Source organism: Luteimonas terrae (assembly GCF_031457535.1).
Classification (GTDB): Bacteria; Pseudomonadota; Gammaproteobacteria; order Xanthomonadales; family Xanthomonadaceae; genus Luteimonas; species Luteimonas terrae_A.
The window spans coordinates 65676-88553 of sequence record NZ_JAVDWO010000002.1 but is presented as its reverse complement, the minus strand read 5'-3'; the positions used below and the strand labels follow the sequence as shown (position 1 = coordinate 88553).

Below are 22878 nucleotides of genomic sequence, written 5' to 3'. Positions count from 1 at the left end.
GTCGTGCCAAGCTATTGCGATGTCCAATCCCTTCGCACGCGCCAAATACCTGTTGGCCGCCCACACCCCGCAGCAGCTTCCGCCCGATGGCGGATTCGAGGTTGCATTCGCGGGTCGCTCCAACGCCGGCAAGTCCAGCGCGCTCAATGCGCTGTGCCAGCAGAACGCGCTCGCGCGCGTGTCCAAGACCCCGGGCCGCACCCAGCAGCTGGTGTTCTTCGACTTCCCGCCGCACGACAACCGCTTCCTGGTCGATCTGCCCGGCTACGGCTACGCCAAGGTGCCGCGCGACCTCAAGGCCCACTGGCAGGCGTTCCTGGCGCAGTACTTCCGCGAACGCGAGGCGCTCAAGGGGCTGGTGGTGGTGATGGACATCCGCCATCCGCTGAAGGAATACGACCGCCAGATGATCGCCTTCGCGGTCGAACACGGCATGCCGGCGCACGTGCTGTTGACCAAGGCCGACAAGCTGGGCCGCGGCGCAGCCGGCAACACCCTGCAGGCGGTGCGCAAGGAACTGCTGGCCCTGCATGGCGACAAGGTCAGCGTGCAGACGTTCTCCGGCGAGACCAACATCGGCATCGACGAGGCGCGTGGGGTCATCGCGCGCTGGCTGGAGATCGGGCGTCCGGCACCCAAGCCCGCGTCCTGACGCGCGCATCGTCGCTGGAACACTGGCGACGCATTGCCACAACGCCGCCGCTGGCGCGGCACGCTTATAGTGCCGCCTTGCGATTCCGGGTCCGGCCCGCATCTCGCCCTTTCCGATCGAGCGGCCCGCATGTCCAGCCCCAGCCACGTCAGCGATACCCCCATCACCGACCGCAACACCCTGGTCGAGGTTCTGGCCTCGGGCGAGAAGCCGATCGAGGCTTGGCGCATCGGCACCGAGCACGAGAAGTTCGGCTTCCGGCTCGACGACCTGCACCCGCCCACCTTCGAAGGCGAGCGCGGTATCGAGGCGTTGCTGCGCGGATTGACCCGCTTCGGCTGGGAGGCGGTCGACGAGGGCGGTCACACGATCGCCCTGCTCAAGGACGGGGCCTCGGTGACGCTGGAACCGGCCGGCCAGCTGGAGCTGTCGGGCGCGCCGCTGGAAACCATCCATCAGACCTGCAGCGAAGTCGGCGCACACCTGTTCGAGGTCAAGAGCGTCGCCGACGAACTGCGCCTGGGGTTCCTCGGCATGGGATTCCAGCCCAAGTGGCGCCGCGACGACATGCCGTGGATGCCCAAGGGCCGCTACCGGATCATGCGCGACTACATGCCCAAGGTCGGCGACCTCGGCCTCGACATGATGACGCGCACCTGCACGGTCCAAGTCAACCTCGATTACGCGTCCGAAGCCGACATGGTGAAGAAGTTCCGCGTGTCGCTGGCGCTGCAGCCGATCGCGACCGCGCTGTTCGCCGATTCGCCGTTCACCGAAGGCAAACCCAACGGATATCTGAGCTACCGCTCGCACATCTGGACCGACACCGACGCCGACCGCACCGGCATGCTCGACTTCGTGTTCGAGGACGGCTTCGGCTACGAGCGTTACGTCGACTACCTGCTCGACGTGCCGATGTACTTCTCCTACCGCGACGGCATCTACCACGATGCCGCCGGCATGAGCTTCCGCGATTTCATGCGCGGCGAGCTGCCGGTGCTGCCGGGCCAGTTGCCCACCCTGCGCGACTGGAACGATCACATGACCACCGCCTTCCCCGAAGTGCGGCTGAAGAAATATCTGGAAATGCGCGGCGCCGATGGCGGTCCGTGGAACCGGCTGTGCGCACTGCCCGCGTTCTGGACCGGGCTGCTGTACGACGACGCGGCGCTCGATGCCGCGTGGGATCTGGTGCGCGACTTCACCATGGTCGAGCGCAACGCGCTGCGCGACGACGTGCCGCGCTACGCGCTCAAGACCCCGTTCCGCGACGGCACCCTGCGCGATCTGGCGATCGAGGCGTTGAAAATCGCCGCGGCCGGCCTGCAGCGGCGCGCCCGCCTCAATCCGCGCGGCCAGGACGAGCGCGTGTTCCTCGACACGCTGATCGAGATCGTGGAATCCGGCGAAACGCCTGCCGAGCGCAAGCTCGCCCTGTACCAAGGGCCGTGGCAGGGCGACATCGATCGCGTGTTCCGCGAGTTCGCGTACTGACGCACGCCTTGCACGACAGTCACGCGGGGCTTGTGTAACGTGGCCGGATGAACGCCCACGACGACCAGCCCACCTCCTTGCGCGAAGTCGGTTTCGCGAAGACCGACACCCTGCTCCGCGACGACGTCCGCCGCCTCGGCGCGATGGTCGGCGACATGCTGTCCGAGCAGGTGTCGCCTGCCTTGCTCGACCAGGTCGAAGCTGTGCGCCGCGCCGCGATCGCCCGCCGCGAAACCGGCGCGCCGGTCGACACGCTCGCCGACGGCCTAGCCGATGTCTCGCTCGACGATGCCGACGCGCTGGTACGTGCGTTCGCGGCATATTTCGGCGCGATCAATCTCGCCGAGCGCGTGCACCGGATCCGCCGCCGCCGCGACTACCAGCGCACCGGCGATGCGCCGCAGCCCGGTGGATTGGAGTCGGTGCTGCACGAGCTGAAGGCCGCTGGCGTCGATCTGCCGCAGCTTGAGGCCGCGCTCGCGCGCCTGCACATCGAGCCGGTGTTCACCGCGCACCCGACCGAAGCGGTGCGCCGCGTGCTGCTGGAGAAGGAACGCACGATCGTCGAGCGCCTGATCGCCGACATCGACCGCGAGCGCACGCCGACCGAACGCCGCGCCGACGATGCGCGCATCGTGCTGGCGTTGACCTCGGCGTGGCAGACCTCCGAATCCCCCGCGCGCAAGCCGACCGTCGCCGACGAGGTCGAGCACGTCGGCTACTACCTGTCGAACGTGCTCTACCGCGTGCTGCCGGTGTTCTACGAGGCGCTCGGCGACGCGATCGAATCGGTCTACGGCGCACGGCCCGTGCTGCCGCAGGTGCTGCGCTTCGGCACGTGGGTCGGCGGCGACATGGACGGCAATCCGAACGTCAATGGCGACACCATGCGCGCCGCCCTCGGTGCGCAACGCAGCCAGGCACTGGCGCAGTACCGCCGCGATCTGCGCGGACTCGGCAACGTGCTGACCCAAACCCTGGGCCGCGCGACGATTGACGAGGCGATCACCGCGCGCGTCGACGATTACCGGCGCCGGCTTCCCGACGCCGATGCGGCGCTCAACCCGCGCCATGCCGACATGCCGTACCGACGCCTGCTCGACCTGATGCAGCTGCGCCTGCGCCTGACCGATGCCGACCATCGCGCGGGCTACGCGGACGCCGACGCGTTCCTGGCCGACCTCGACCTGATGGACGCCAGCCTGCGCGACAACCGCGGCGCGCATGCCGGCCAGTTCGCGCTCGATCGCCTGCTGTGGCGTGCGCGCACGTTCGGGTTCCATCTTGCCGCGCTGGACCTGCGCCAGGATTCGGCGGTGCACGACGACGTGCTCGGCCAGATCGACGGCAGCGACTGGGCGGGGCTCGATGTCGAGGCACGTGTCGAACGCCTGCACGCAATGCTCGATGCACCGCCCAAGGCGAATGGCGCGCTCTCGCACGACAGCGTCGCCTCGACGCTGGGTGTGTTCGACGCGGTGACCGACCTGCGCCGCAGTCATGGCGCCTCCGCCACCGGCCTGTACATCATCTCGATGGCGCGCAGCGCTGCCGATGCGCTCGCGGTGCTCGCGCTGGCGCGTATCGCCGGCTGCGTCGAGGATGGCCAGGTGCCGCTCGACGTGGCGCCGCTGTTCGAGACCGTCGATGATCTGGAGGCCGCGCCTGCGGTGATGCGCGCGCTGTTCGATGACCCGCGTTACCGCGCGCATCTGGCCGCGCGCGGTGAACGCCAGACGGTGATGCTCGGCTACTCCGACAGCGCGAAGGACGGCGGCCTGCTGGCCTCGCGCTGGGCGCTGCAGCGCACCCAGGTCGAACTGACCGCGCTGGCCCGCGACGCCGGCGTGCGCATCGTGTTCTTCCACGGCCGCGGCGGCTCGGTGAGCCGCGGTGGCGGCAAGACCGGACGCGCGATCAATGCCGCCCCGCGCGGCTCGGTCGACGGCAGCCTGCGCGTGACCGAGCAGGGCGAAGTGATCCACCGCAAGTACGGCATCCGCGCCCTGGCACTGCGCAATCTCGAGCAGTCGACCGCGGCCGTGCTGCAGGCGACGCTGCGTCCGCGCGCGCCCGATCCGCGCGAGGACACCTGGCGCGCGATCGCGACCGATCTGGCCGACGTCTCGCGCGCGCACTATCGCGCGCTGGTGCACGAACGCGCCGACTTCCCCGACTACTTCCGCGCGGCGACCCCGATCGACGTCATCGAGCGCCTGCAGATCGGCTCGCGTCCGTCGCGCCGGCGCGATGGCGGCATCTCCAACCTGCGTGCGATTCCGTGGGTATTCGCTTGGGCGCAGAACCGTTCCGGCCTGACCGGCTGGTACGGCCTCGGCACGGCGCTGCAGCACGGCATCCAGACCTACGGCCAGCAGGCGATGACCGAGCTGGCGCGCGACTGGCCGTTCTTCAGCGCCGCGCTCGATGACGTGGAAATGTTGCTGGCCAAGACCGACATCGCGATCTTCGAGCGCTACTCGCGCCTTGCCGGCGACGCGCACGACGCGTTCTTTCCCGGCATCCTCGACGAGTGCCTGCGCACGCGCGATGCGATCCTGCTGCTCAAGGAACAGGACGTGCTGCTGGCCGACGACTATCGCCTGCAGCTGTCGATCCGGCTGCGCAATCCCTATGTCGATCCGATCAGCCTGCTGCAGGTCGAACTGCTGCGCCGCTGGCGCGCGACCGGTCGCGAGGACGAAGCACTGCTCAGCGCGCTGGTGTCGACCGTCAACGGCATTGCGGCGGGCATCCAGAACACCGGCTGAGGTTCGCGCGCATATCGGCGCCCGGCCGGCGGCGCCTGGGTCACACTGCGCTCCGTTCCGCCGGAGTCCGCCGATGCGATTGATCACCGAACTGGTCCACCCCGCGCTCGCCACGCGCGAGGGGCGCGTGCTGCGCCGCCATGCCGCGCGCGCCATCGTGCAGCGCGAGACGTCGATCCTGCTGCTGTACACCGAGCGCTACGACGATTTCAGCTTTCCCGGCGGCGGCATTGCCGACGGCGAGGCGCCGGTGGCGGCCCTGCATCGCGAACTGGCGGAGGAAACGGGTGCCATGCATATCCACGTATTACGCGATTACGGCGTCGTCGAGGAATACCGGCCCGAGCGGTCGCCGGCGTACGACCTCATGCACATGACCTCGCATTTCTATGTCTGCGCCATCGATGCGACGCTCGGCGATGTCCGGATGGAGCCCTACGAGCAGGCCAACGGCATGCGCCCGGTCTGGGTGGATCTGCAGGCCGCGATTGCCCACAACCGGGCGGTGCTGCAGCGCGCGGATCCACGCATGGGCCTGTCGATCCACCGCGAGACGTTCATGCTCGAACACGTCGCGGCCGATGCCGGATCGACAGTCGTGCACGAGGCAGCCGGCGCCTAGGGTGCCGCCAGCGGTGGCAGACGTGCACACTCGCATCGTCTCCAAGCCCGGCGTGCGCCATGACCACTGACGATCTCGTGCTCTACACCAACCCGATGTCGCGCGGACGCATTGCGCGCTGGATGCTGGAGGAAAGCGGGCAGCCCTATCGCACCGAGATGCTGGACTACGGCAATGGGATGAAAGCGCCCGCGTTCCTGGCGATCAATCCGATGGGCAAGGTGCCCACCCTGGTGCACGGCGACGCGGTGGTGACCGAGGCCGCGGCGATCTGCGCGTATCTGGCGCAGACGTTCCCGGGCGCGGGACTGCAGCCGGAGGACACGCCACGTGCACGCGCGGCCTATCACCGCTGGCTGTTCTTCGCCGCGGGTCCGCTGGAAGCGGCCGTGACCGCGAAATCGCTCGGCCTGCTGGCACCGGCCGAGCGGGCACAGATGGTCGGCTACGGCAGCTTCGATCGAACCGTCGAAGCGCTGGCGGGCGCCGTCTCCGACGCTGCGCCGTGGATTGCCGGCGCACGCTTCAGCGCGGCCGATGTCTATGTCGGCAGCCAGATCGCATGGGGCCTGATGTTCAAGTCGCTACCGGCGCATCCGGCATTCGTCGCATACGTCGAGCGGCTGCAGGCGCGGCCCGCGTGGCAGCGCGCCAGTGCGCTCGACGATGCGGCGATGCCGAACCAGGCTTGAGCGGCCGCGGCACCGGGAAAACCGGTCGCACCGTGGGCCGGCATCCGGACTGGCGCGCGTGTGTCCGCGTCTCAGGTCAGGGCGCCCAGAGCGGCGATACGCGCGCCGAAGCGTCGCACTGCATCCGACGACAGGGCGCTGACGCCGGTCCTGGTGGGTGATGTTCGTCCGAGCCATCACGCGCGCGCAGGCGACGTCAGGGTGTTCGCAGGCGCTCCACCGGTGCCTGAAGAAAAGAGCCATCACGCGCGCGCAGGCGACGTCAGGGGCAGGCCGCGTCCGCCTGCAGATGAACGCCGGTCTGCGGGTCCACGTTGCGGACACGGTCGCGGGTGCAGGCTGTGCCCATGAAGACCCAGCACGACATCGATATCGAGCTCGAACGCTTGGCCGGCCAACTTGCCGAGCTGCGCCGCACATTGCCGCAGGACGAGGTGTTGGAAGCATTCGGAGAGGCGGCGCGTCCCTTGACCGAGCGTGTGCCGCCGGAACTCGACGCCTATGTCCAGGATCGCGTGAATATGCTGCTGACCGACGCCGGTCTGATTCAGGACGATCCCGCGTCAGGCTGAGCGCTGCAGTCCGGTGGCGACTGGCGTATACTCCCCTGGAGTATCAACCGAGGCATCGCCAGTGCCGCATTCGCCCGAGGAAAAAAAGCGGGTCATGACCCGTGTGCGCCGCATGCGCGGGCAGCTTGACGCGTTGGAACGTGCACTCGAAGCCGGCGCCGACTGCGGTCCCGTGCTGCAGCAGCTCGCCGCGTTGCGCGGCGCGGTCAACGGCTTGATGTCCGGCGTGCTTGAAAGTCACCTGCGCGAGGAGCTCGGCCAGCGGGCCGACTCGCCCGAACACCGCCGCGCCAGCGTCGACGATGCCGTCGCGCTGGTGCGCACCTATCTCAAGTAACCATCGTTTCAGGGAGTTTCTATGAAGTCACGTGCCGCCGTTGCGTTCGCCGCTGGCGAACCGCTGAAGATCGTCGAGATCGACGTCGCGCCGCCGCAAGCCGGCGAGGTGCTGGTCAAGATCACCCACACCGGCGTCTGCCACACCGATGCGTTCACGCTGTCGGGCGACGATCCGGAAGGCATCTTCCCGAGCGTGCTCGGCCACGAGGGTGCGGGCATCGTGGTCGAAGTGGGCGAGGGCGTGACCTCGCTCGCGCCCGGTGATCACGTCATCCCGCTGTACACGGCCGAATGCCGCGAGTGCAAGTTCTGCCTGTCGGGCAAGACCAACCTGTGCCAGAAGGTGCGCGCCACCCAGGGCAAGGGCCTGATGCCGGACGGCACCACGCGCTTCTCCTACAACGGCGAGCCGATCTACCACTACATGGGCTGCAGCACCTTCAGCGAATACACCGTGGTCAACGAGATCTCGCTGGCGAAGATCAATCCGGAGGCGAACCCGGAGCAGGTGTGCCTGCTCGGCTGCGGCGTCACCACCGGCATCGGCGCGGTGCACAACACTGCGAAGGTCAAGGCCGGCGACACGGTCGCGGTGTTCGGACTCGGCGGCATTGGCCTCGCGGTGATCCAGGGCGCGGTGCAGGCCGGTGCGAGCCGGATCCTCGCGATCGACACCAATGCCGGCAAGTTCGACCTCGCGACCTCGATGGGCGCGACCGACTGCATCAACCCCAAGGATCACGACAAGCCGATCCAGGACGTCATCGTCGACCTGACCGACGGCGGCGTCGATTTCTCGTTCGAGTGCATCGGCAACGTCAACGTGATGCGCGCCGCGCTCGAGTGCTGCCACAAGGGCTGGGGCGAGAGCGTCATCATCGGCGTCGCCGGCGCCGGCCAGGAGATCAGCACGCGGCCGTTCCAGCTGGTGACCGGGCGCGTGTGGCGCGGCTCGGCCTTCGGCGGGGTCAAGGGCCGCACCCAATTGCCGGGCATGGTCGAGGACGCGATGGCGGGGCGCATCGATCTCGAACCCTTCGTCACCCACACGATGGGGCTGGAGCAAATCAACGAGGCCTTTGAGCTGATGCATGCCGGCAAGTCGATCCGCACCGTGGTGCACTTCTGATGGCCGCCTTCATGGACAAGTCCGCACTCGAAGCCGCTGTCGCGCATCTTGATCTCGACGAGGACGCACGCGACGCGATCGCGAACCTCGACGATGGCGATCTGATGCAGATCGACCAGGCGATCCTGTCCGCGCTCGACCGCAGCTGGAAGAAGGCCGGGTTCATCGCCTCGGGGGTGATGATCGCCGCGCCCGACGCCTACGAGGATCTGCCCGAAGAGGTCTACGTGCTGCGAATCCGCGCGCTCGCGCAGGCGGGTCGCATCGAAGGCAAGGGCGATCCGCAGGTGCTCAAGACCTACGAGATCCGTCTCTCCGACAATCAGCAGGTCCACTGACATGACCCTCGCGCGCATCGAACACCGCGCCTGCTTCGGCGGCTGGCAGGACGTCTACGAACATGCATCGAAGACGCTCGGCTGCACGATGCGCTTCGCGGTCTACCTGCCGCCGCAGGCCGACACCGCGAAGCTGCCGGTGCTGTACTGGCTCTCGGGCCTGACCTGCAACGAGCAGAACTTCATCACCAAGGCCGGCGCGCAGCGTTACGCGGCCGAGCACGGCGTGATCCTCGTCGCGCCCGACACCAGCCCGCGTGGCGACGACGTGCCTGATGCCGAGGGCTACGACCTCGGCAAGGGCGCGGGCTTCTATGTCGACGCGACGCAGGCGCCATGGTCCACGCACTACCGCATGTACGACTACGTCGTAAACGAGTTGCCGGCACTGGTCGAGGCCGAATTGCCGGCCAATGGTGCGCGCGCAATCAGTGGTCATTCGATGGGGGGGCATGGTGCGCTGGTGATCGCGCTGAAGAATCCCGGCCGCTATCGCAGCGTGTCCGCCTTCTCGCCGATCGTCGCGCCGAGCCAGGTGCCGTGGGGCGAGAAGGCGCTGGGCGCCTATCTCGGCGACGACCGCGCGGCGTGGCGTGCCTTTGATGCGACCGCGCTGGTGGAACACGCGGCCGAGCGCCTGCCGCTGCTGATCGACCAGGGCGACGCCGACGAGTTCCTCGACGGCCAGCTGAAGCCGCAACTGCTCCAGGCCGCGTGCGAGGCCGCGGGCCATCCGATCGAGCTGCGCCTGCAGCCCGGTTACGACCACAGCTACTACTTCATCGCCAGCTTCATCGGCGCGCACATCGCGCATCACGCCAAGGCGCTGCACGCCCAAGGCTGATTCGGACGCGCTGTGCACGGCCGCGTCGTGGACAACGGCGCGGCGGCGTCCATGGAGTGGGGTGCCGATGCCCGATACCGCGCTGCTGTCCGGCGTGCGGAAGCCGACCGGCTTCGTCGCGCATGTGCTTGCCACTCGCGCCACGACCCCGCGCCGTGCGGGTGGCCGCCGACGCGCATGTGTTGCTTGAAATCCCCCAGCGCGTGCTGACTACGCCGCCGCGGAAACACGGGTCGGCGCGCCTGCGGTCTCGTCGATCATGGATGCAGGCGAAAGTCGGTATAGGCGAAGCGGGCGTCGCGCAGCACGGTCTCCCCCTGCGCAAGGTGCAGTGGCGCGGCGAACATCGGTCCGTCGTAGACGCAGGTATGGAATTCGCCGTGCTCACCGCAGGGGTCGATCTGCGGGGGCAAGGCCTCGAGTAGCACGTCGTCGAAGATGCGCCCGGCGAAGCGGGCATCGAGTTGCGTGGTGTCGACGCAGCACAGCGCCGCGCACAGGCCTTGTTGCTGCATCTCGCGGGCGAGCGCCAACGTGTCACGGCCGAACAGCGGGAACAGCGCCTCCCAGTCCAGCTTCGCGCATTGCGCCTGCCGCCAGGCGCGGATGTCGTTGAGGAACAGGTCGCCGAAAGCAATCGTGCGCAGGCCGGGCCAGCGCAATCGCGCCGTCTGCAGGGCATCGGCGAAGACGGCTTCGTAGATCGCATTGTCCGCGGCCTGCGGCATCCGCGCTTCGATCACCGGCAGGCCTGTGGCGCGTGCCTGTGCGTGCAGCACCTCGACGCGGATGCCCTGCATCGAAATGCGCTCGAAGCCTTCGGTGATCGTCGTGACGAGTCCGACGACCTCGACATCGTCGCGCTGGCGCAGCACATGCAGCGCCCAGGCCGCGTCCTTGCCGCCGCTCCAGGACAGCAGCACCGGCGTGGGCGCCTCGGCCATCTCAGCCGGCGCGGACGTCGCGCAGTTCCCACGCGCTGCCGGCGAGCAGGCGCAGGCGGTGCTTGAGCACGGTGCTGGAAATCGAGGTGGTCACAACCAGATCCACGCCGAGATCGCGATCCTCGCCGCTGACCTGCGCGTCGGGATCGGTGATGCCGAGCGCCGGGTCGACCTCGTCCGGATCCGGTTGCTGGTCGCGCCAGCGCGCGAACAGGGCGTCACCGCGCAGGGCGTCCTGCAGTTCGGCGGCAATCCCGGCCGCACCCTGCGAGCGCAAGGCGTGCTCACCGGACGCACGGGCCTGCTCGGGTTCGGGCAATCGGATCAGATAGCGGGTACTCATGCGGCGTCCATCCGGCGATACGAAGGCCGCCAGCCTAGCAACCGGGCGCGTTAGAAATCCGTCATGTGGAGACCGTCGGGCGGTGAGACATGGTCGATCAGACGGAACCACCCATGGAAACTGGGAGCGACCTCCGCTGTCGCCCCAGCAAAAGCGGGGGCCCATGTTGCGCTTCGGAACTACCCGCGAAAATCGGTTCCAGCTTGACCAGACATGCGTCTGTCAGGAGCCGCCGGGGCGACGATTGAGTGATCGCAGGCGCCTCTGCTGCAACGTGACAGTCGCGGGCGCGCAGATTTTTGCTCCGTCCGCGCCCTGTTCCCGACCTCATCGCGCGGATCGCGATCAGGTCAGAACGTGGTCACGCAAACGCATGCGGCGCTGCCGCGAAACCCAGCGTCAGCGAACCGGAGCCCACGTTGACCATGCCGGTCAGGCTCATTACCGTTTCGAACCGTTCGACGTGATGCTCCTCGCACGCGGCGACCAGCGCGGCGTAGCCGGGCAGGGCGTGCATCTGTTCGAGTTCGCCGCCGTAGCTCAGGCACAGCGTCGGCGTGAGCAGGCCGGCGCGGACGCGTTCGACGGCGAAGGCGAAGAGTTTCTCCGCGGCCGGCTCGAAGCCGCGGATCTTGCCGACCGGGCCGGTGTCGCCGCGGTGGCAGTACAGCACCGGTTTGATGTCGAGCGCGCTGCCGATCATTGCCGCGAGCAGGCTGACGCTGCGGTCACCACGGTGCTTGATGCGTGCGCGCAGGTAGCCCAGGTCGCGCGGCACCATGTATGCGTAGCTGCGTTCGGCGAGGAATTCGAGCCGGCTGCGGATCTCCGGCGCGCTCGCACCGGCATCGCGCAGCCGCACCGCTTCCACCGGCAGGATGCCCTGGCCGGCGAAGACCTGTTGCGAATCGACGATGCGCAGCGCGAACGGTGTCGTGTGTCCGGCCTGGGCACGGATCGGCTTGTATTCGTTGAGGATCGCGAAGCTGGCGTGGGTGGCGTTGTCGTGGATCTGACTGCGATGCCGCGTGACCGTCAGGCAGAACACGTAGTCGTAGTCGATGACCAGTTGGTCGAGGAACAGCGCCTTGATCTTGTCGGCGGGATACGCCGCGGTCTCGGCGGTGTGGCGGCCGGTCACATGGCTCTCGATGAAATCCAGCGTCGCGCGCTCGTCGCGCAGATCCACGAATTCGGACTGGCCGATCTTCACCGTCACCGGCAGCAGCTTGACGTTGTGGGCGGTCAACCAGTCGGGCGGCAGATCACAGGCCGAGTCGACGACGATTCCAATGCGCATGAATCCTCCCGTTCTTCGTGGTCGGCGCCCGTCTGTGCCCGCGGGTCGCAAGGCGGGCGCGTGGCGTCCGGATCACTCTACGCCAAGCGCCGGAGCATCGGCGCGCCGGCGGGCCAACCCGCGCGTGCAATGTCCCGCCCGATCGTCACGCCGGAGACGACGGCAACGCCGTCAGTCGCCGCGGGCGCGGCGCGCGGTGGCGGCCATGCGCTGGGCACCGAGGAAGGCGCGCATCGAGGCCGGCTTCACTGGCTTGGTCAGCACGCGATAGCCGCGGATGCGCGCGGTCTGCTTGAGCGTGTCGCTGCCGTCGGCGGTCAGCAGCGCGCCTGGGACGTCGGGCGAGATCCCACGCAGTGCATCGAGGGTGTCGAGCCCGTCGAGACGGTCGTGCAGGTGATAGTCGACCAGCATCACGTCGGGCGATTCGTCCATGCAGGCGATCGCCTCGTCGATGGTCTTGGCGCACAGCGGCTCCACGCCCCAGCGGCGCAGCAGGGCGCGCATGCCGGCGAGGATGTCGTCGTCGTTGTCGACGCAGAGCACGCGCAGGCCCTGCAGGGATTCGTCGTGCAGCGGCGCGGGCGTTGCAGTGGGCGGCAACGTCGCCATGACGCTGCGCGGCACGGTGATCGAAAACATGCTGCCGCGGCCGACGCTCGAGCGCGCGTCGAGCGTGTGGCCGAGCAGGCGCGAGATGCGCTGGCAGATCGACAGGCCCAGACCCAGGCCGCGGCCGTCCCAGTCGAAGTTCTGTTCGTAGCGGTGGAACTCGTCGTAGATCTGGCTCATGTGGTGCTCGGGAATGCCTGGCCCCGTGTCCCAGACCTGCAGCGCGACCTGGTCGCCGCGGCGGCGCGCCGACAGCACGATGCGCCCGCTGCGGGTGTAGCGCAGCGCGTTGGCGAGAAAATTCTGCAGCACGCGGCGCAGCAGGCGGCGATCGCTGCGCACCGCGATCGGCAATGCGTGCAGGCGAATGTCGAGCTTGCGCGCCTTGGCCATCGGCGCGTACTGGCCGGCGAGCTGGCGCATCAGTTCGGACACGTCGAGATCGACGATCTCGGGTTTGAGCGCGCCGGCATCGAGGCGCGAGACGTCGAGCAGACCGTCGAGCAGTTCCTCGGCCGCGCGCAGCGAGGTGTCGACGCGCTCGGCAAGGTGCTTCTGCTCCGCGCCGTCCTGGGTTTCACGCAGCGCCGAGGTGAACAGTCGCGCGGCGTTGAGCGGCTGCAGCACGTCGTGGCTGACCGCGGTGAGGAAGCGCGAACGCGACTCCTGCGCAGCCTCGGCCTCGCGCGTGCGATCGGCGACGCGCTGCTCCAGCGTTTCGTTGATGTCGCGCAGCTCGCGTTCCACGCGCTTGTAGTCGGTGACGTCGCTGTAGCTGGTCGCATAACCGCCGCCGGGCAGCGGCTGGCCACGCAGTTCGATGACCTGGCCGTTGCCGAGCACCCGCTCGGACACATGCGGCGAACCGGCGCGCATGTAGGCGATGCGCTTGTCGATCTCGGTATCGATGTCGATCACATCGCGCGGGCCGAGTTCGCCGCGTTCGGCGTTGTAGCGGATCAGGTCGGCGACCGGCCGGCCGACGTAGAGCATGTTGTCGGGATAGCCGAACAGCCGCTGGTAGCTGCGGTTCCACGCGACCAGCCGCATCGTGCGGTCGACCACGCTCACCCCATGGTCGATGTTCTCCAGCGTCGACGACAGCACCTCGCGGTTGAAGCGCAGCTCCTGGCCGGCCTCGTCGAGCATCGCGACGACCTCGTCGACCTCCATGCCCGAACCCTTCAGCGCGCTGGTCATCAGCAGGCGCGCCGACGACGCACCCACCGCGGCCGCCAGCTGGCGCTCGGTGAACTGCAGCCAGGTGCGGTCGGCAGGCGCATTGAGCGCGAGCGGCTTGCCCTGCACCTGCGCATGTTCGTCAAACGCCGCGCGGGCGGTGCGCTCGCCGACGATGCGGCCGGTCAGCGTCAGCAGATCGGGAATGCCGACGGTGCCGCTCCAGTCCTCGGACGCGAACGTACGGCGTTCGGCATAGGGATCGAGGAACGGCGCTGCGCGCAGGCGCTCGTCGAGGGTGGGGCGCCAGCGCGCCGACACCAGCAGCAGCGCGCCGACGTTGAGCAGCAGCGACCAGAACGTGCCGTGGGTCAGCGGGTCCCAGCCGGCGAGGCCGAACAGTGCATGCGGTCGCAGCCAGTCGATGCCGAATGGCCCGCTCGTCAGCCATTGCGGATCGAGCCAGCCCGACTGCGTGAGCGTCGGCAGCAGCAGCGTGTAGGTCCACACGCCAAAGCCGATCAGCAGACCCACCTCGACGCCGCGCCGGCTCGCGCCGCGCCAGTACAGGCCCCCGATCAACGCAGGCGCGAACTGCGCGACCGCGACGAAGGCCATCAGCCCGAACGATGCGAGCGTGGTGTCGGTGCCGCTGACGCGGTAGTAGCCGTAGGCGAGCGCGGCCAGGCAGACGATCGCGATCCGGCGGATCCACAACACCGTGCGTGCGACGTTGCCGCCATGGCGTTCTGCGTAGCCGCGGCGCAGCAGCAGCGGCATCACCAGATCGTTGCTGACCATCGTCGCCAGCGCGACCGAGGACACGATGACCATGCCGGTCGCCGCCGAGAAGCCACCGATGTAGGCGAACAGCGCCAGCGAATCGGCGTTCATCGCCATCGGCAGCGCCAGCACGAAGCTGTCCGGCGCCACCGGCCCGTCTCGGCCGAACAGCGCCACGCCGGCGCTGGCAATCGGCAGCACCATCACGCAGATGATCACCAGGTAGCCGCCGAACAGCCAGCGCGCGCGACGGATGTCGCGCACGTCGCCGCACTCGACAATCGCCACATGGAACTGGCGCGGCAGGCAGATCAGGGCCGCGAACGCGAGCAGGCACTGGGCGACGAAGCTGCTGGGCGGCGCATCCTTGACCAGCGCCTGCGTCGCCTCGACCAGCTTGAGGTCGCTGCCGTCGAACCACGCGATCGCGAATACACCCACCGCGACCAGGGCGACCAGCTTGACCAGCGATTCCAGCGCGACGGCCAGCATCATGCCGGGACGATGCTCGGTGGCATCGACCTGGCGCGTGCCGAACAGGATCGCGAACAGCGCCATCAGCGCGGCGACGTAGAACGCCGGATCGCCGAACGGGGTGACCGGATCGTCCGGGCCACCGAGCACACCGAGGCTGATCGCGACCGCCTTGTACTGCAGCGCCAGATACGGCACCGCCGCGACCAGCGCGATCAGCGCGACCATCGCCGCCAGCCGCTGTGAGCGTCCGTAGCGCGAGGCGATGAAGTCGGCGATGGAGACCGTGTTCTGCGACTGCGCGATCAGCGCCAGTCGCTCGAGAATGCGCCAGCCGAACAGCAGCAACAGCAGCGGGCCGAGATAGATCGGCAGATAGCCCAGGCCCTGCCGGGCCGCACTGCCGACCGCGCCGTAGAACGTCCACGACGAGCAGTACACCGCCATGCCCAGGCTGTAGACCGCCGTGCGCAGCCAGGGCCGGTCGGGGGACAGCGGACGCCGGTCGCCGTACCAGGCCACCGCGAACAGCAATGCGGCATAGCCCAGCGACACCAGCAGCAGTACCCAGCCCGGCAGCATGCGGTTCCCTTCGTTGCGGACGCCGGAGTGTAGCGGGTCGCGCGCACGGCACGATCCGACCGCCGCCGGACCGAAGCACGCCTGCCTAGGTCATGGCCGCCATGGTGCGATCCTTGCCTGCGCGCTTGGCCTGGTACATGGCCTGGTCGGCGCGCTTGAGCAGCGACTCGAAGGATTCGGAAGCACGCCGCAAGGCGACGCCGGCACTGAACGAGACCGCGATCCGCGTCGTTTCGTGGACGAGCGGGCGGTGGGAGAGCACGGCGCGCAGACGCACCATTGCGGCGACGGCGTGCGGCAGTGTCGTGGCCGGCATCAGGATCACGAACTCCTCGCCCCCGAAGCGCCCGATGATGTCGTCGTCGCGCAGGGTCAGGCGGGTGACGTCCACGAAGTGGCGCAGCGCCGCGTCCCCGCCGAGATGACCGTGGACCGCATTGAGGCGGCGGAAATCGTCGAGGTCGACGAGGGTCATGCACAAGGGCCGGTCCGCGCGCGCGCGCGCGGCCTCGCGTTCGAAGGCCTCGTCGAAGCCACGGCGATTCAGGCAGCCGGTCAGCTCGTCCTCGCGGGCGAGCCCGGCGGCGTCGCTGAGCTTCTGCTCCATCTGGGCGAGACGGCGCTCGCTTTCCTCGAGCTCGCGTCGCGCGGCCACCAGGTCATCGCGTGCGCGGAGCGCGCGCGCCTGGATGCGGCCGGTGTCTTCGAGCACGGTATCGAGCAGTCCGTTGAGTTCGGCGATGCTGCGCGCCTCGCGGATCCGGCTTGCATGGCCGGCCAGGCGGTCCTGGTACTCGCCGGTCTGGGCGGCCATGCCGTCGAGTTTCTCGACGAAGCTGCCCATCATGGTGCGCAACGCGGTCCGCGATTCGTCGATACCGCTTTTGAGCAGCGTCTGCCGGTAGAGCATCTGACGCAGTTCGTTGCGCGCATCCTCGATCGCCGAGCGGCTCATCGGCCCGGAGAGCAGGCTGCGGATCTGTCCGATCTGGCCGTGCAGCCAGCTCTTCTCGTCCAGCAGCTCGCCGACGTTCTCCAGCAGCAGATCGAACAGGCCCAGCAGCAGCGAGACCTGCTCTTCGGCATCTTCGGCGTGCTCGCCGATGCGGGTGCACAGGTCGGTCAGCGTCCAGGAAAGCGGGCCGAGGTCCTGGTCGGGCGTCCATTCGCGCAACGCCGCCGCCAGCGCGGTCGCTTCGTTCGCCAGCGCGGGCTCGTTGCGCAGCAACGCGGCCAGTCCGCTACCCACGGCGTGTTGCAGCAAACCGCGCAGCCGCAGGAGCCGGGCATCGGCAGAAGGTGGCGCGTCCAGTTCGACGGTGCGGATGTACTTGTCGATGAGCTGGCGCATCGCCCGCCCATACGCCGGCCAGTCCTCCGCGCGGCGGGCCGACTGCAGGTAGCGGCCAAGCCCGCCGAGCTCGTCATGCAGACCCGCGACGCCGTCGGCGAAGGCGGTGAGCAGTTGCAGTGGATCGTGTGCGCCGGAGAACAATGTCACAAGCGCCTCCGAACCGATTGCGCCCAAGGCGCCGCCCGGCGTGTCACGCACGCGCGTAGTGGCGTCTGAAGCGGTCGGTGATGGCATGCATTTCACGTGGATGGCGGCGGCGCAGGCGCGACGCCGGAGCCTGGAAGCGGACTCTGTCCTATCGGCAGTTCCGCCCATGACTTGAGGACGCGCACCCGCTGTTCGCGATTCTGCACCGGTTTGCACTCGGATCAGCCAACCGTGCGATGCAAGTTGCATCGGGCCTCCAGCGGCCCTTCGGACATCGCGCGGCTCCCGTCGTGTCGCGCGCATCACGCGCACCGGGAGGGCTGCCCTGTCTTGTCCCCCGACGAGCCGGCAGGCGTGATCGCCGACCGTGGTCGAGAGGTGGCCGGCCATTCCACACAGACGTGGGTGGCCGTGTGCGCTGCGGGCGACGCGGGGTGACCGCGTCGCAGGGCGACTCAGTACTTCGGCACGCCGCCGTCCACGCTGTCGCTCCAGGCATCGATGCCGCCGACGACGTTGTAGACCTGCGTGAAACCCTGATTGCGGAAATGCTCGGCGGCCTGCTGGCTGCGGCCACCGTGGTGGCACAGGAACGCCAGCGGCGTGTCCTTGGGCAGCTGCTGCAGGCGGGTGATCGCATCGCCGTCGAGAACTTCGAACGGGCGCGCGACGCTGGCGGTGGCGCGCTCGTCCGGCGGGCGCACGTCGACGAGGGTCAGCGTGCCGGCGGCGAGGCGGTCGTTGGCGTCGGCCGGGCTGATGTCCTGCACGGGCTTGGGCGCGTTCGGGTTGTCGATCACTAGGCCACGACCGCGGATGTCGTCGGCGAAGTCGATCGTCATGCCGTCCGCGCGGCGTGCGCCGGCGAGGTCGAACTGCACATCGATGCCGTCGGCCTGGGCGATGATCGCCGACGGGCTGCGCGGGGCGAGCTGCAGACGGGTGCGGAAGTTGCCGTCGATGTCGACCTGCAACACGTAGTCACCACCGGCATCGCCGACGGCCTTGGCGATCATCTCGCGCGCGGCCGGGGTGATCGAGATCGACGGCGGGGTGCGGTCGGGCGGGGCGACGCCGAACAGGCCGTGCAACTCACCGCTGCCGACCATCTGCTCGATGATGTCGCTGCCGCCGACGAGCTCGCCGTCGACATAGAGCTGCGGAATCGTCGGCCAGTCGCCATAGACCTTGATGCCTTCGCGGATCTCGCCGTCCTCGAGCACGTTGACGGTCGTGTACTCAATGCCCACCGCTTCCAGCGCGGAGATCGCCTTGGCGGAGAAGCCGCATTGCGGGGTCGTCGGCGAGCCCTTCATGAACAACACGGCCCGGTTGCCCTGCAGCAGGGTGTCGATGCGTGTGCGGAGGGCGGGGTCGAGGGACATGGCAGGAATCCGGGGTGCGGGAACGATCCACATGGTACCGCGCGGTCGCTGATGCAAGCCTGATGCGACGGTGCGCGCGCCCGGAACGCCGCGTTGCGCGCCGGCGGCGGTGGCATCATGCGCGCCATGTCCGTGCACCGTCCGCCCCGTCGTCCGCAGCTGTGGCTGCCGCTGCTGATCGCCTCGCAGGTGCTGATCGCGCTGGTGTGGTGGCGGCTGGGCTCGACGATCGGCCTGCCGATGCTGCTGGCCAGCCACGCGGTGTGCCTGTGGGGCGTGCTGGCGCCCGCCTCACGGCTGTACGGCCCGGTGCTGACGCGGTTGCCGGGTGATGGCGTGTGGCTGACGATCGACGATGGGCCCTCGGATGACACCCGGGCGCTGCTCGATCTGCTCGATGCGCACGACGCGAAGGCGACGTTCTTCCTGGTGGGCGAACGTGCAGCCGCGCGGCCGCAGCTCGTGCGCGAGATTGCCGCGCGCGGCCACGGCATCGGCAACCACAGCCAGACCCATCCGCAGGCGGTGTTCTGGGCCTTGGGCCCGGCGCGGATGCGGCGCGAGATTCTCGACTGCCAGCGGACGCTGGCCGGGATCACCGGGCATGCACCGGTGTGGTTCCGCTCGGTCGTCGGTCATACGAACCCGTTCGTGCATGCGCCGCTGCATGCAGCAGGACTGGCGCGGGTCGGTTGGACCGCGCGCGGCTTCGATGCGGTGAAGGCGGATGTCGATGACGTGGTCGCGCGGATCGATGCCGATCTCGCACCCGGCGCGATCGTGCTGCTGCACGAAGACGCGAAGCACGGCCGCAATGTCGCGATGGTCGAGGGCGTGCTCGCGCGGATGCGGGCGAAGGGATTGCGCGCGGTGTTGCCGGATCATCTCTGACGATCAGGCGAAGCAGGCTGCAATGCCTGATGGGTTTCGCTGCGCTCTACCCATCCTACGAAATGCCGCATCGTGCGGATCGAGCCCCTCTCCCTCAGGGAGAGGGTTGGGGTGAGGGCAGCACGCACACGGCCGCCGGATCGAAGATGGCTGCGCAGGATGGGTAGAGCGCAGCGACACCCCTCGTGTGGCGTTCGCACACGCCTCTGACCAGTGCGAAACCGGCTTAGTCCGCGCGCAACCACGCGAGCACCGCGCCGACGTCATCGGCTTCGAGCAGCAGTTCGGCGACCGCATGCTGACCGGTCGCCGCCGCAGTCGCGGCCAGCGCGGTGCTGCACATCAGCTCGCTCCAGTCGGGCGCTGCGACGAGGCCCGCCAGCAGCGGCAGGCGCGACAGCGCCGTGACATAGCCGTCGATCAGATGCTCCGGAATTTCCGCGTCATGTGCGGCGCGGGCGAGTTCGATGCGCGCGGGCAGCAGGAAGTGACTCGACGTCGCGCGCTCCGGGGCTTCGGCCAGCATTGCGACGACGTGCGGCACGGCCGCGAACGAAGCGCTGTACACATCGCCCTGATGGCACAGCGCGGACCACAGCGAATACCAAGGCTCGCTCTGACAGTCGTCCTCACCCGCGCCATCAAGTTGCGCGAGCAGCGCGGGAATGCCGCGCGCATCCCCATACGCGCATTGCAACGTGGTCCACGACGGATCGTCGAGCGCCAGCATCGGCGCGTGCGGCAGGCCGTCGCGGGCGGTCACGTGCGGGTGCCGGTGATCAGCCAGTTGTTGAAGGGCGTGTCGCCGTAGAGCGGGCGCAACGTGGTCTGCAGGCCCGCGCCCTCGAGCTGGCCGCGCAGGCCGTCGGCGGTCGGGTAACTTTTCGCGCGCTCCTGCATCCAGCCGGCGAAGTTCGCGAGGCGATCGGTGATGCGCGTGGTGCGGCTGCGCGGCGTGTCGTCGGCGAGACCGCTGCGGATCACAAGACGCGCGCCGGGCACCAGCATCGCGATCACGTTGTCGAGCAGCTCGCGCTGGCGATCGGGCGACAGGTACTGCAGTACGTCGAGGATCGCGACGCTGCCCTGGTGCGCGGGCAGGCCGACGCCGAGATCGAGTACGTCGAGCTGCACGTCGGCCAGCCCTGCGCGCGCGGCGACTTCGCGGCCGCGGCGGATCTTGGCGGCGTCGATGTCGACACCGGTGAACGGCAGCGCCTGGCCGTCTGCACGCAGTGCGTGCGCAAGCAGGCCGAGGCCGCAGCCCAGATCGAGCACCGGTGCGGAGGTCGGACGCAGCGCCTGCAGCACGCCCGGATACAGCGGATCGGTGCGCAGCTTGGTCAGCGTGTAGTAGTAGTCGTAGCGGTTGCCCAGCACGTGCTTCGGCAGGAACGCACGCGCGATGTTGCGGGCGTCCTCGCGCGGATACGGGGCAGTGGAGAGCGGCGTGGTGTCGGAAGTGGTCGCAGTCATGCCCGCGACAATAAGCCGCGCGCGACCGGCAGCGCCAGCTGCATCCATTCGGTATGCAGTGCAGCCGACGGATGCAGGCCGTCGTCGGCGAGCATCTCCGCTTCGCCGCCATGCGCACGACTGACCGCTGCGATATCGACGAACGCGACACCGCGTGCGGCGCAGATCGCCGCGGCCGCGGCGTTGTAGGCATCGAGCTCGCGCGCGATCGCGGCCACGTCGCGGCCGGAATGCGCGCCGAACGGGGTCACGCCCCAATCGGGAATCGCGAGTACGAAAACGCGCGCTGCATCGCCGCCGGCGAAGCCGATCGCGCGCTGCAGCAAGGCCTCGAACGCGGGCGTGTACTCCGACACGTCGCGGCCGCGGTACTGGTCGTTGACGCCGATCAGCAGGCTCACCAGATCGAAGGGGCCGACCGGCGCCGCGGCGTCGATCGCCGCGTCGAGTTCGTCGGTCGTCCAGCCGGTGGTCGCGATGATTTCGGGTGCGTCGAGCGCGGTGCCCTCGCTACGTAAGGCATCGGCCAGCTGCACCGGCCAGCGGTCTTCAGCGCCGATACCTTCGCCGATCGTGTAGCTGTCGCCCAGCGCGAGATAGCGGCGCGGCGCGGTCATCCGGCCACGCGCATCTGGCGCTTGGCCAGCGGCACGACCTTGCGGGCGTCGGTGATCTGCCGCTCCAGCACCCGATGGATGCGCGCGAACACCTCGCACAGCTGCGCGGGTTCGGGCAGGAGGGTCACGCGGAAATGGTTACGGTAGGGCACGTTGAAGCTGTTGCCCGGCACCACCAGCACGCCTTCGGCTTCCATCAGTTCCAGCGCGAACGCGTGGTCGTCGAAGCCCTGGGTGAATTCTTCCGCGATGCCGGGGAACGCGTACAGCGCACCGGCCGGCGCGACCAGTTGCAGGTAAGGGCTCGCGTCGCAGGCTTCGATCACCGCGCGACGCGCCTCGTGCAGACGGCCGCCAGGCGCGCACAGGGCGCTGATCGTGTCGACGCCGGTCAGGGCGGCCTCGATCGCGAACTGCCCCGGCACGTTCGCGCACAGACGCAGCGCACCGAGCAGATCCATCGCATTGCGGAAATCTCGGCTGCGCGCCTCATCTCCCGACAGCACCGCCCAGCCCACGCGCCAGCCACAGGCGCGGTGCACCTTGGACAGGCCGCCGAAGGACACGCAGGGCACGTCGCCTGCGATCGGCGCGATCGGTTCGAACGGCGCGTCGTCGTAGGTGATGCCGTCGTAGATCTCGTCGCACAGCAGCAGCAGGTCGTGCTTGGCGGCGATCGCCACGATGCGCTCGAGCAGCGCGCGCGGATACACCGCGCCGGTCGGATTGTTCGGATTGATCAGCACGATCGCGCGCGTGCGCGGCGAGACCAGCGCTTCGAGTTCGTCGGGATCGGGAAGGAAGCCGTTGTCCGCCTTGCACTGGTAGAACACCGGGCGACCGTCGTTGAGGATCGTCGCCGCCGACCACAACGGATAGTCGGGCGAGGGCACCAGCACTTCGTCGCCGGGATTGAGCAGCGCGCGCAAGGCGATGTCGATCAGCTCGCTCACGCCATTGCCGACGAACACGCGCTCGGCCGACACATCCTGCGTGCCGCGCGCGGCATGGAAGGCGGCAATCGTCTCGCGCGCGGCCGGCAGGCCCTGCTGGTGGGTATAGGGATCGGTGTCCTGGATGCGCTCGGCGATCGCGCGCTGCAGATGATCCGGCGCGCGGAACCCGAACGCGCCGGGGTTGCCGATGTTGAGCTTGATCAGCGTGCGGCCCTGGCCTTCGAGCTCCCGCGCGCGCCGCGCGAGCTCGCCACGGATTTCGTAACGGACTTCGGTCAGGCGTTCACGGGTCTTCAAAGGAGCTGACATCAGCGGCGCTCGGCGCGGGAATGTCGCCCGATGCTAGCGGAAACACCGGGTGAATGCGGCCCGGGCCGACGAG

The 22878-nt window shown here is 68.8% G+C and carries 21 protein-coding genes; 11 read left to right on the top strand and 10 right to left on the bottom strand.

The genetic code is table 11. The features are described 5' to 3' along the window. Positions 1-19: 19 nt before the first annotated feature. The 10 genes from yihA (at position 20) to fghA (ending at position 9453) form a co-directional block, all read left to right on the top strand. On the top strand, positions 20-652 hold the full coding sequence (gene yihA, locus J2W68_RS02770) for a ribosome biogenesis GTP-binding protein YihA/YsxC (protein ID WP_310232602.1): 633 nt from the start codon (positions 20-22) through the stop codon (positions 650-652). A 129-nt stretch (positions 653-781) separates the two neighbouring features. After that, entirely contained in the window at positions 782-2146 is a 1365-nt protein-coding gene (locus J2W68_RS02765; RefSeq protein WP_310232600.1) for a glutamate--cysteine ligase, read from the top strand. A gap of 47 nt (positions 2147-2193) precedes the next feature. Further along, complete coding sequence (gene ppc / locus J2W68_RS02760; protein WP_310232598.1) at positions 2194-4917, top strand: phosphoenolpyruvate carboxylase; 2724 nt, start codon at positions 2194-2196, stop codon at positions 4915-4917. A 73-nt stretch (positions 4918-4990) separates the two neighbouring features. Beyond that, positions 4991-5539: an NUDIX domain-containing protein gene (locus tag J2W68_RS02755; RefSeq protein WP_310232596.1), complete on the top strand. Its 549-nt coding sequence runs from the start codon at positions 4991-4993 to the stop codon at positions 5537-5539. Positions 5540-5598: 59 nt separating this feature from the next. After that, a complete protein-coding gene (locus tag J2W68_RS02750) occupies positions 5599-6231 on the top strand; it encodes a glutathione S-transferase family protein (RefSeq protein WP_310232593.1) in 633 nt (210 codons plus the stop codon). Positions 6232-6578: 347 nt separating this feature from the next. Next, on the top strand, positions 6579-6803 hold the full coding sequence (locus tag J2W68_RS02745; protein ID WP_310232590.1) for a hypothetical protein: 225 nt from the start codon (positions 6579-6581) through the stop codon (positions 6801-6803). Between the two features lie 61 nt (positions 6804-6864). Beyond that, positions 6865-7140, top strand: a complete 276-nt coding sequence (frmR, locus tag J2W68_RS02740) for a formaldehyde-responsive transcriptional repressor FrmR (protein ID WP_310232588.1) — start codon at positions 6865-6867, stop codon at positions 7138-7140. A gap of 21 nt (positions 7141-7161) precedes the next feature. After that, a complete protein-coding gene (locus J2W68_RS02735; RefSeq protein WP_310232587.1) occupies positions 7162-8271 on the top strand; it encodes an S-(hydroxymethyl)glutathione dehydrogenase/class III alcohol dehydrogenase in 1110 nt (369 codons plus the stop codon). After that, complete coding sequence (locus J2W68_RS02730; protein ID WP_310232586.1) at positions 8271-8609, top strand: DUF3658 domain-containing protein; 339 nt, start codon at positions 8271-8273, stop codon at positions 8607-8609. The genes J2W68_RS02735 and J2W68_RS02730 overlap by 1 nt, the downstream gene beginning before the upstream one ends. A gap of 1 nt (position 8610) precedes the next feature. After that, entirely contained in the window at positions 8611-9453 is an 843-nt protein-coding gene (fghA, locus tag J2W68_RS02725; RefSeq protein WP_310232584.1) for an S-formylglutathione hydrolase, read from the top strand. Positions 9454-9710: 257 nt separating this feature from the next. On the opposite strand, the gene J2W68_RS02720 is transcribed toward fghA, so the two are convergent. The 6 genes from J2W68_RS02720 to grxD form a co-directional block, all read right to left on the bottom strand. Next, positions 9711-10397: an ATP-binding protein gene (locus J2W68_RS02720; RefSeq protein ID WP_310232581.1), complete on the bottom strand. Its 687-nt coding sequence runs from the start codon at positions 10395-10397 to the stop codon at positions 9711-9713. A gap of 1 nt (position 10398) precedes the next feature. After that, positions 10399-10740, bottom strand: coding sequence for a hypothetical protein (locus tag J2W68_RS02715; protein WP_310232579.1), 342 nt, complete (start codon positions 10738-10740; stop codon positions 10399-10401). 361 nt (positions 10741-11101) lie between these two features. Then, the gene (locus J2W68_RS02710; RefSeq protein ID WP_310232578.1) at positions 11102-12040 is read right to left on the bottom strand and encodes a DegV family protein; all 939 of its coding nucleotides are present in this window, start codon (positions 12038-12040) and stop codon (positions 11102-11104) included. 171 nt (positions 12041-12211) lie between these two features. Beyond that, positions 12212-15670, bottom strand: coding sequence for a hybrid sensor histidine kinase/response regulator (locus J2W68_RS02705; RefSeq protein WP_310232576.1), 3459 nt, complete (start codon positions 15668-15670; stop codon positions 12212-12214). An 85-nt stretch (positions 15671-15755) separates the two neighbouring features. After that, a complete protein-coding gene (locus tag J2W68_RS02700; RefSeq protein WP_310232574.1) occupies positions 15756-17171 on the bottom strand; it encodes a GGDEF domain-containing protein in 1416 nt (471 codons plus the stop codon). Between the two features lie 455 nt (positions 17172-17626). Continuing rightward, positions 17627-18556, bottom strand: a complete 930-nt coding sequence (grxD, locus tag J2W68_RS02695) for a Grx4 family monothiol glutaredoxin (protein WP_310232572.1) — start codon at positions 18554-18556, stop codon at positions 17627-17629. Positions 18557-18673: 117 nt separating this feature from the next. Here grxD and J2W68_RS02690 point away from each other — a divergent pair, with 117 nt between their 5' ends. Continuing rightward, positions 18674-19447, top strand: a complete 774-nt coding sequence (locus J2W68_RS02690; RefSeq protein WP_310232571.1) for a polysaccharide deacetylase family protein — start codon at positions 18674-18676, stop codon at positions 19445-19447. A 226-nt stretch (positions 19448-19673) separates the two neighbouring features. On the opposite strand, the gene J2W68_RS02685 is transcribed toward J2W68_RS02690, so the two are convergent. The 4 genes from J2W68_RS02685 to J2W68_RS02670 are packed head-to-tail and all read right to left on the bottom strand — an operon-like array spanning position 19674 to position 22805. Beyond that, positions 19674-20210: a hypothetical protein gene (locus J2W68_RS02685; protein WP_310232570.1), complete on the bottom strand. Its 537-nt coding sequence runs from the start codon at positions 20208-20210 to the stop codon at positions 19674-19676. Next, positions 20207-20923, bottom strand: a complete 717-nt coding sequence (locus tag J2W68_RS02680; RefSeq protein ID WP_310232569.1) for a class I SAM-dependent methyltransferase — start codon at positions 20921-20923, stop codon at positions 20207-20209. The genes J2W68_RS02685 and J2W68_RS02680 overlap by 4 nt, the downstream gene beginning before the upstream one ends. After that, the gene (locus J2W68_RS02675; RefSeq protein ID WP_310232567.1) at positions 20920-21540 is read right to left on the bottom strand and encodes an SGNH/GDSL hydrolase family protein; all 621 of its coding nucleotides are present in this window, start codon (positions 21538-21540) and stop codon (positions 20920-20922) included. Before J2W68_RS02675 ends, J2W68_RS02680 begins: the two co-directional genes overlap by 4 nt. Then, on the bottom strand, positions 21537-22805 hold the full coding sequence (locus J2W68_RS02670) for an aminotransferase class I/II-fold pyridoxal phosphate-dependent enzyme (RefSeq protein WP_310232566.1): 1269 nt from the start codon (positions 22803-22805) through the stop codon (positions 21537-21539). The genes J2W68_RS02675 and J2W68_RS02670 overlap by 4 nt, the downstream gene beginning before the upstream one ends. Positions 22806-22878 lie beyond the last annotated feature (73 nt).

What these genes read in the sequence shown, in the direction of transcription:
- J2W68_RS02680 (WP_310232569.1), bottom strand. Translation starts at nt 20,923, where the DNA reads ATGACTGCGACCACTTCCGACACCACGCCGCTCTCCACTGCCCCGTAT.
- J2W68_RS02710 (WP_310232578.1), bottom strand. Translation starts at nt 12,040, where the DNA reads ATGCGCATTGGAATCGTCGTCGACTCGGCCTGTGATCTGCCGCCCGAC.
- fghA (WP_310232584.1), top strand. Translation starts at nt 8,611, where the DNA reads ATGACCCTCGCGCGCATCGAACACCGCGCCTGCTTCGGCGGCTGGCAG.
- J2W68_RS02720 (WP_310232581.1), bottom strand. Translation starts at nt 10,397, where the DNA reads ATGGCCGAGGCGCCCACGCCGGTGCTGCTGTCCTGGAGCGGCGGCAAG.
- J2W68_RS02670 (WP_310232566.1), bottom strand. Translation starts at nt 22,805, where the DNA reads ATGTCAGCTCCTTTGAAGACCCGTGAACGCCTGACCGAAGTCCGTTAC.
- J2W68_RS02705 (WP_310232576.1), bottom strand. Translation starts at nt 15,670, where the DNA reads ATGCTGCCGGGCTGGGTACTGCTGCTGGTGTCGCTGGGCTATGCCGCA.
- J2W68_RS02690 (WP_310232571.1), top strand. Translation starts at nt 18,674, where the DNA reads ATGCGCGCCATGTCCGTGCACCGTCCGCCCCGTCGTCCGCAGCTGTGG.
- grxD (WP_310232572.1), bottom strand. Translation starts at nt 18,556, where the DNA reads ATGTCCCTCGACCCCGCCCTCCGCACACGCATCGACACCCTGCTGCAG.
- J2W68_RS02765 (WP_310232600.1), top strand. Translation starts at nt 782, where the DNA reads ATGTCCAGCCCCAGCCACGTCAGCGATACCCCCATCACCGACCGCAAC.
- J2W68_RS02675 (WP_310232567.1), bottom strand. Translation starts at nt 21,540, where the DNA reads ATGACCGCGCCGCGCCGCTATCTCGCGCTGGGCGACAGCTACACGATC.
- J2W68_RS02735 (WP_310232587.1), top strand. Translation starts at nt 7,162, where the DNA reads ATGAAGTCACGTGCCGCCGTTGCGTTCGCCGCTGGCGAACCGCTGAAG.
- J2W68_RS02745 (WP_310232590.1), top strand. Translation starts at nt 6,579, where the DNA reads ATGAAGACCCAGCACGACATCGATATCGAGCTCGAACGCTTGGCCGGC.
- J2W68_RS02730 (WP_310232586.1), top strand. Translation starts at nt 8,271, where the DNA reads ATGGCCGCCTTCATGGACAAGTCCGCACTCGAAGCCGCTGTCGCGCAT.
- yihA (WP_310232602.1), top strand. Translation starts at nt 20, where the DNA reads ATGTCCAATCCCTTCGCACGCGCCAAATACCTGTTGGCCGCCCACACC.
- ppc (WP_310232598.1), top strand. Translation starts at nt 2,194, where the DNA reads ATGAACGCCCACGACGACCAGCCCACCTCCTTGCGCGAAGTCGGTTTC.
- J2W68_RS02750 (WP_310232593.1), top strand. Translation starts at nt 5,599, where the DNA reads ATGACCACTGACGATCTCGTGCTCTACACCAACCCGATGTCGCGCGGA.
- J2W68_RS02715 (WP_310232579.1), bottom strand. Translation starts at nt 10,740, where the DNA reads ATGAGTACCCGCTATCTGATCCGATTGCCCGAACCCGAGCAGGCCCGT.
- J2W68_RS02755 (WP_310232596.1), top strand. Translation starts at nt 4,991, where the DNA reads ATGCGATTGATCACCGAACTGGTCCACCCCGCGCTCGCCACGCGCGAG.